Raw genomic sequence first — 6,715 nt, forward strand, 5'->3', positions numbered from 1 at the left:
AAGGTATTGAGGTGATGCGTGCACTACGCAAAGGCCAGGCCTCAGCATTTTATTATGGTGATCCCCTGGGCGAAATGCGCCTGGTAAGCAGAGTTTTTGAAATGTAAGGCCTTTGAATAAGGCAAAAGGCTGCCTCATCGCTAACTTTGCAACAGTGCCTTAATTACCGGTGGGGATTCAGGGATTGGTCGTGCTGTTGCTATTGCCTATGCTCGTGAAGGCGCTGATGTTGCGATTAACTATTTACCTGAAGAAGAAGACGATGCGCGTGAAGTGGTCGATCTGATAAAAAAAGCAGGCAGAAATGTTTTGGCCATCCCCGGAGATATCCGTGATGAGGCTTTTTGCGGTCATCTGGTAACACAGGCGGTAAAAGGACTGGGAGGGTTGGATATCCTCGTCAATAATGCGGGTCGTCAGCAATTTTGTGAGTCAATTGAGGAACTCACCACAGAAGACTTCGACGCAACATTCAAAACCAATGTTTACGCTATGTTTTGGATCACCAAAGCGGCCATACCCCATCTTTCACCAGACAGCGTGATAATTAATACCTCCTCCGTACAGGCTTATGAGCCAAGTGAAATCTTGCTTGATTATGCTCAGACTAAAGCAGCTATCGTGGCATTTACTAAATCGCTGGCGAAACAGCTGGCCCCGAAAGGGATCCGTGTCAATGCCGTCGCGCCGGGTCCATACTGGACTGTACTGCAGTGCTGTGGTGGTCAACCGCAGGAAAAGGTGGAGAAATTTGGGGCAAATGCGCCGCTGGGACGCCCTGGTCAACCGGTGGAAATCGCGCCGCTTTATGTCACCCTGGCCGCTCGGGAGAACAGCTATACGTCTGGTCAGGTCTGGTGTTCTGATGGGGGGACCGGAACCCTCTAACGTTTACGATCTGTGCGTCGAAAGTGACTTTTAAGGCAAGGGCGGACACTATTGTATAAGGGCGGGAGCGGTACTTACCGCTCCGTGAATGCTAACCAATCACCGCGATGCCAAGTCGCTCCATGAGCAACGATGCCTGGTAGTTGTCCAACTTAACGCCTTGTAAATCAACGCCCCGAATATCTAAGTCACCCAACTCCGAATTGGTCAGATCGCAATGTGTGAAGTTTGCTGCTCGCCAGTCGAAAGTCGAAAACTCGCCGCCGGAGAGATCTGAACCACTGAACGTCGCGCCCAGTACCTGGGCACCTATCCAACGGTTTTCCCACAGCTCACACTTTTCCAACACGACTTTCGAAAAATTGGCGTAGCTTAGATTGGTATTCGTGATATATGCGCTACAAAACCAGGTGCGCGTGGTGATCATATTCATAAAGCTTGCGCCGCGGAAATCTGCGCCTTGTGCGCGGCAGTGGCGAATTTCAATGCCCAGCGCACTGGAATTGCGAAAATCCGCCATGGATAAATCACAGCTTTTAAAAATGGCATCTTTCAGCATCGCACGACTAAAATTGCACCCTTTCTGGCTTTCACGATCATAGAACTGACAGCCGATAAATTCAGTGCCGCTCAGGTCGGCACCTGAAAAATCACAGTTAAAAAATGTACTATTTTCAATTTTCTCACCGGTGAAACGGTTTCTGTCAATTTTTTCGCCAACGAGTGCCAGAGCCATATTTGTACCTGTTTTTTTTATACAGTAATGGCGTCATGGTAAACCCTGATGAGGTTATGCGTCAAATCCGCCAATATGACATCTGCAAATGTGCGTTAAATCTGGTGTTTTTTCAGCAAAGCGCGAAGCTGATGGTAAGTCAGACCCAGTAATTCAGCGGCTTTTTTCTGGTTAAATTTTGCCTGCTGTAAGCTGGTTTGTAGAAAGTCTTTCTCTTGCTGCTGCTGGAATTCACGCAGATCCAGCGGTAACCCTACAGACATCGGTTTAGTTTCCGGCGCCTGCGGCTGAGTAGTGTGGCGGCGGAAGGGGTCAATGATTATCTCATCCAGCGGGTAATCACTGGTTCCATGCCGGTAAACGGATCGCTCCACGACGTTTTTCAGTTCACGAATATTGCCCGGCCAACGGTAGTGGAGGAGAGTTTCTCTGGCCTCGGCACTAAAACCCGGAAACAGAGGTAATCCGATCTCGCGGCACATCTGAATGGCAAAATGGGGTTCTAGGGATTTTCCGTCCAAAAACGACAAAGTGCTCTGGAGGCCGCGCCGTCCGTGGCCTCCAGAGGGGTATTACTTTTCGCTGACGGGTAAATATCCCTCGATTGAGCGCATAAGCTCCTCCAGATCTGGCAATTTTTCGCTCAATTCGAAGTGGTAAGTCCCCTTGAGGTTAATGTTGTGCCAGGCCACAGGGGATGCCTGTTTGACGATATCTATTCTCTTGGTATCTCCTTGGTATTCGAAGCTGGTCAACAGCTGGCTGAGTATCCTGGAGTTGAAGTAAACGATGGCATTGGTGACCAGGCGAGCGCACTCATTCCATAGCTGGATTTCTTCGTCTGAACTGCCCCGGAACTGATCCCCATTGACGCTGCTCACGGCCCGACGCAGTTGGTGATAGGCCTCTCCCCGGTTCAGCGCGCGCTGAACATAGTTTCTTAAACTGGCATCATCGATGTAGCACAGTAGATAATTCGCTTTCACCAGGCGATTGTATTCCGTCAGGGCTTCCAGCAGCGGGTGATTGCGCTTGTACTCCGAGAGCTTTCTCACCAAGGTGGGGTTCTAGGGATTTTCCGTCCAAAAACGACAAAGTGCTCTGGAGGCCGCGCCGTCCGTGGCCTCCAGAGGGGTATTACTTTTCGCTGACGGGTAAATATCCCTCGATTGAGCGCATAAGCTCCTCCAGATCTGGCAATTTTTCGCTCAATTCGAAGTGGTAAGTCCCCTTGAGGTTAATGTTGTGCCAGGCCACAGGGGATGCCTGTTTGACGATATCTATTCTCTTGGTATCTCCTTGGTATTCGAAGCTGGTCAACAGCTGGCTGAGTATCCTGGAGTTGAAGTAAACGATGGCATTGGTGACCAGGCGAGCGCACTCATTCCATAGCTGGATTTCTTCGTCTGAACTGCCCCGGAACTGATCCCCATTGACGCTGCTCACGGCCCGACGCAGTTGGTGATAGGCCTCTCCCCGGTTCAGCGCGCGCTGAACATAGTTTCTTAAACTGGCATCATCGATGTAGCACAGTAGATAATTCGCTTTCACCAGGCGATTGTATTCCGTCAGGGCTTCCAGCAGCGGGTGATTGCGCTTGTACTCCGAGAGCTTTCTCACCAAGGTGGCTTGCGTTGTTTTCCGCTGCTTAAGTGATACTGCAATCCGTTGGATGGTATCCCAGTGCTGCGCAATACGATGGGTATTGATTGGCTTTTTTAAGCACAGCTGAATTCGGTGTTCTTTGTCTTCCTTGACATCAAACATGTCATTGATCACTTTGCCAACCTGGGCATAGCGTGGGGCAAACTGGTATCCGAACAGATCCAGTAACGCGAAGTTCACATGGTTCACCCCATGGGTATCGGTTGAGAGCACATCCGGAATGATGTCTGACGTATTGCTCATCAACAAATCAAAGATGTAGTGCGATTCATGTTCGTTGGCGCCGATCACTCTGGCGTTGATCGCAGCGTGATTGGCGATCAAGGTCATGGCAGAAACACCTTTTTGAGTGCCAAAGTACTTCGACGAATAACGGGTTTTGAAGGTCTCGCGCCGGGCTTCGAACTTTTGACCATCGGCACTGGCGTGGATCACATCTTCCTGGATGTTGTAGTACCGGAAGATGGGTAGCTTGGCTGTCGCGTTATTGATGTTGTCGTTAGCAGCATTCAATGTTTCCAGGCGAAGATAGTTCGCCTGGATAGTGCTGAGCTGATCATAGGTACGATCAGAGATCTGTGCCATGCCGTAAATGCCTTGATTGGTTGCATTGCCGACCAGAATTGCCAACAGGTCATATTCATGGGAACGGCTTCTGGATTGGGAACCCAGCACATGAGCGAAGCAGTCAATGAAACCGGTGTCACGATCAACCATGCGCAGTACATCCGCAATCCCCGTTGTGGGAATTTGCTGGAAGAAGGGATTGTTGACCAGATGATGTTTGCTGGCCGAAGGCAGGCGCCAGAAGCGTTTACCCTGCGGATTACGCAAGATGATATTCCGGTTGTCTTCCTGTTCAAGATATTCGCCGACTTCGTACAAACGGGTATCCAATTCCATGGCCATCTGTTTGATCAGCTTTTCAGGCTCCTCCGCTAATTTTGTAAAATGGCTCTGTTGAAGCAGCGTATATTTGTTTTTTCGCCAATGTTCCCCGTCGATCAGGTCGGCGTCGAGTGCCCGGTATTTAGTGATATCAGGCAGCGTCAGCTGGCCATTCAGGCGATCAGGAATCTGTTGATAGAGGAACCACTCATAACGATCGATCAGGATATTCCCTTCACCATCCAGCAGGAATTCACGTGATTTTTTGGAAAGGAGTCTGGTGTCGGCAGTTTGCAACTGAGCGTCCTGGCCGTTGAGTTCGTTTTGTGTTTTCGCCAAGGCGGCCGCTAAGTGCTGGGTGCCGTCGCAGCCTTCGAAGCGCAGACATAGGAACAACTCTCGCAGCAAACCTTTCCGCAGACTTTCTTTCTCGTCGCAGTACTGCCACATGGCTTCATCGACCGATCGTCGCTGCTCGTTCAGGAAGAGACATACAGATTCCAGATCCCTTTTGGTCAGCAGGCTCAGTGCTTGCTGTCTTACTGTTGCAAACGGTAGTTGCAGATCAATGCTGTCATCAATGAACAGGTGCAGTACTTCAGCTGCCTTGCTGACATTTTTAGCTGCTTTTTGCCAATCCTTAAACACCGCTTCCTGCGCATAATCCTTTGCCTTCTGTTTGGTCTGTCTGACATGATGCACAAAGCCATCGGCAATACGTTCCAGCGCTTGCTGCCATCGCGTTTGAAGATAGCACAATAAATACAGCCATTGGCTGCCTACGGTTTGACGTTTCAGTTTGGCACCGTAGTAGTCGACTTTCTCTGCCAAGTGTTGCAGATTTTTCTGCGACAGTGATAGCGTGCTCAACAGCAGATCCACTTCCGGCATCCAATGCTGGATATGGCGATAGACAATCAGTTCTTTCTCCAACTCGGTTCCGGTGAAGTTACGAGCCGATTGTCGCAACTGTCGGAACGGCAGTGGACCTGTGCCGTTCACGAGCTCCGCCAGTGCTTGCTTAAGACCGCGTGACATTGCACGCTCAAGGTGCGCGGCCATGTGTTCCTGTTCGTCTCCCACCACCTGACTGATGATCTTTTGCAGCGTGCTGTAGGCAGGGATTGCGATCTTCTGCCCCGAACAATATTCATTGGCCGCATCGAAGAGGTGCCTAGGCGCTGTCCAGGCTCTGGCTTGCTGGGATAAGTAATCTCTCAACGCCGCTCCATGGTCTTTGACATTCCAGCGCTGGTAGTTGCAGAGCTGGAAAACACGTTGGTAAATCCGTTCGTTCTCTTTTGGCGTGAGATTAAAGGGTCTACAGCCTGGGCCTGGTAGAACGGTTTGATAAACGTATTTGAGGTCCTGCTTGATCTGATGAAAGCCGGGATTCAGCACCACCGGCTTGGCTTTGAAATAGCCCAGCAGTACCACCAGCATGTAACGCTGGCCCCGATGACGGAGGCTTTTAGCGATCGCCAGTTCCTTATCGTTCAGCGAGAAAAAGAAGCGTTGGTCGGCGGAGGTGAAAGCGGGGGGTCCATATAACTCATCTTGTTCTGCCTCGGACAAGATTTGGACACGTTCTTCGAATGCCATGGATTTAGCCCAAAAAGACTAAATCTTACTCAAACAGAGCCCAAATAGGGATCTCGAAAAAAGTAATACCCCTCTGGAGGCCACAGACGGCGGGGCCTCCAGAGCACTTTGTCGTTTTTGGACGGAAAATCCCTAGAACCCCAAATTTGTCTCCGTCTTGATCCTCGATGAGATTACCTCGCAGAGAAATGGTCGCACCGTCATGCATCGTTTTGGCCTGTTCGACAGTCATGATTCTTGCATCTTCAGTCCCACGATAACCTTCATCCAGAGCGTGGGCTGGCGGTGGAGCTGTATCATTTTTCAACCCGCCGTTATCATCAGCAAGCGCTGGCGACAATAAAAAACAACATAATAATGGCGTTATGGATAATTTCATATGTTCTCCTTTTGCCAAGGTTGAAATGTTAAGTGTGGTTGCTATTTATTAACACTGCGAACTGGATAAGTCTCAAATAATATTGTTTAAATTAAATCTAACGTTGGTGGGGATATAAGCGCAACGGTAGAGGAAAGTAGGGGGGGTAATATTCCGAGAAAATTAAGTGTAGCTGGATAATATAGGTCATGCCATTCATTTTGGTCTACGCTTATTAGTCTTTGTGATAAATAATGAGAGGTAATTGAATGGCTGGCTTAAACAAGGAAAAAAAGACCATCAATAAAACCAATTCTGCGCGTTTTCCGGCGCCGCCTTTTCAACAGCAGCAGCAGCCCTTTCCCGGGCTGGCGGGGAAAATGCAACCGCGCCCCGATCATGGAGAAGACAGCTATCAGGGAAGCGGTCGCCTGAATGGGCGCAAGGTATTAATTACGGCACTGTTGCAAATAGTCGGTGGTGATAAACTTATCATCCCCTTTTGCTGATGGAGCTGCACATGAACCCATTCAAAGGCCGGCATTTTCAGCGTGACATCATTCTGTGGGCCGTACGCT

The 6,715-nt window shown here is 49.7% G+C and carries 3 protein-coding genes and 5 pseudogenes; 3 read left to right on the forward strand and 5 right to left on the reverse strand.

The features are described 5' to 3' along the window. A pseudogene (locus ACJBF3_RS25615) lies at positions 1 to 107 on the forward strand (IS6 family transposase); the annotation flags it as partial. A 49-nt stretch (positions 108 to 156) separates the two neighbouring features. Further along, positions 157 to 888, forward strand: a pseudogene (locus tag ACJBF3_RS25620) (SDR family oxidoreductase); the annotation flags it as partial. 91 nt (positions 889 to 979) lie between these two features. Here the strand turns inward: ACJBF3_RS25620 and ACJBF3_RS25625 are convergent. From ACJBF3_RS25625 to ACJBF3_RS25645, 5 genes and pseudogenes are all read right to left on the reverse strand, one after another. After that, entirely contained in the window at positions 980 to 1,624 is a 645-nt protein-coding gene (locus ACJBF3_RS25625; protein WP_014386481.1) for a quinolone resistance pentapeptide repeat protein QnrB1, read from the reverse strand. Positions 1,625 to 1,719: 95 nt separating this feature from the next. Then, positions 1,720 to 2,121, reverse strand: a pseudogene (locus ACJBF3_RS25630) (helix-turn-helix domain-containing protein); the annotation flags it as partial. Between the two features lie 75 nt (positions 2,122 to 2,196). Continuing rightward, positions 2,197 to 2,682 (reverse strand): annotated as a pseudogene (locus ACJBF3_RS25635) (Tn3 family transposase); the annotation flags it as partial. 79 nt (positions 2,683 to 2,761) lie between these two features. After that, positions 2,762 to 5,779: a Tn3-like element IS3000 family transposase gene (locus tag ACJBF3_RS25640; protein WP_004199413.1), complete on the reverse strand. Its 3,018-nt coding sequence runs from the start codon at positions 5,777 to 5,779 to the stop codon at positions 2,762 to 2,764. 25 nt (positions 5,780 to 5,804) lie between these two features. After that, a complete protein-coding gene (locus tag ACJBF3_RS25645; protein WP_022631167.1) occupies positions 5,805 to 6,158 on the reverse strand; it encodes a hypothetical protein in 354 nt (117 codons plus the stop codon). 248 nt (positions 6,159 to 6,406) lie between these two features. On the opposite strand from ACJBF3_RS25645, the pseudogene ACJBF3_RS25650 reads away from it, so the two are divergent. Then, positions 6,407 to 6,622 (forward strand): annotated as a pseudogene (locus tag ACJBF3_RS25650) (NAD(P)-dependent dehydrogenase); the annotation flags it as partial. Positions 6,623 to 6,715 lie beyond the last annotated feature (93 nt).

The sequence above is a fragment of the Enterobacter sp. PP-008-ECC_S150 genome (assembly GCF_045257065.1).
Lineage (GTDB): Bacteria > Pseudomonadota > Gammaproteobacteria > Enterobacterales > Enterobacteriaceae > Enterobacter > Enterobacter chengduensis.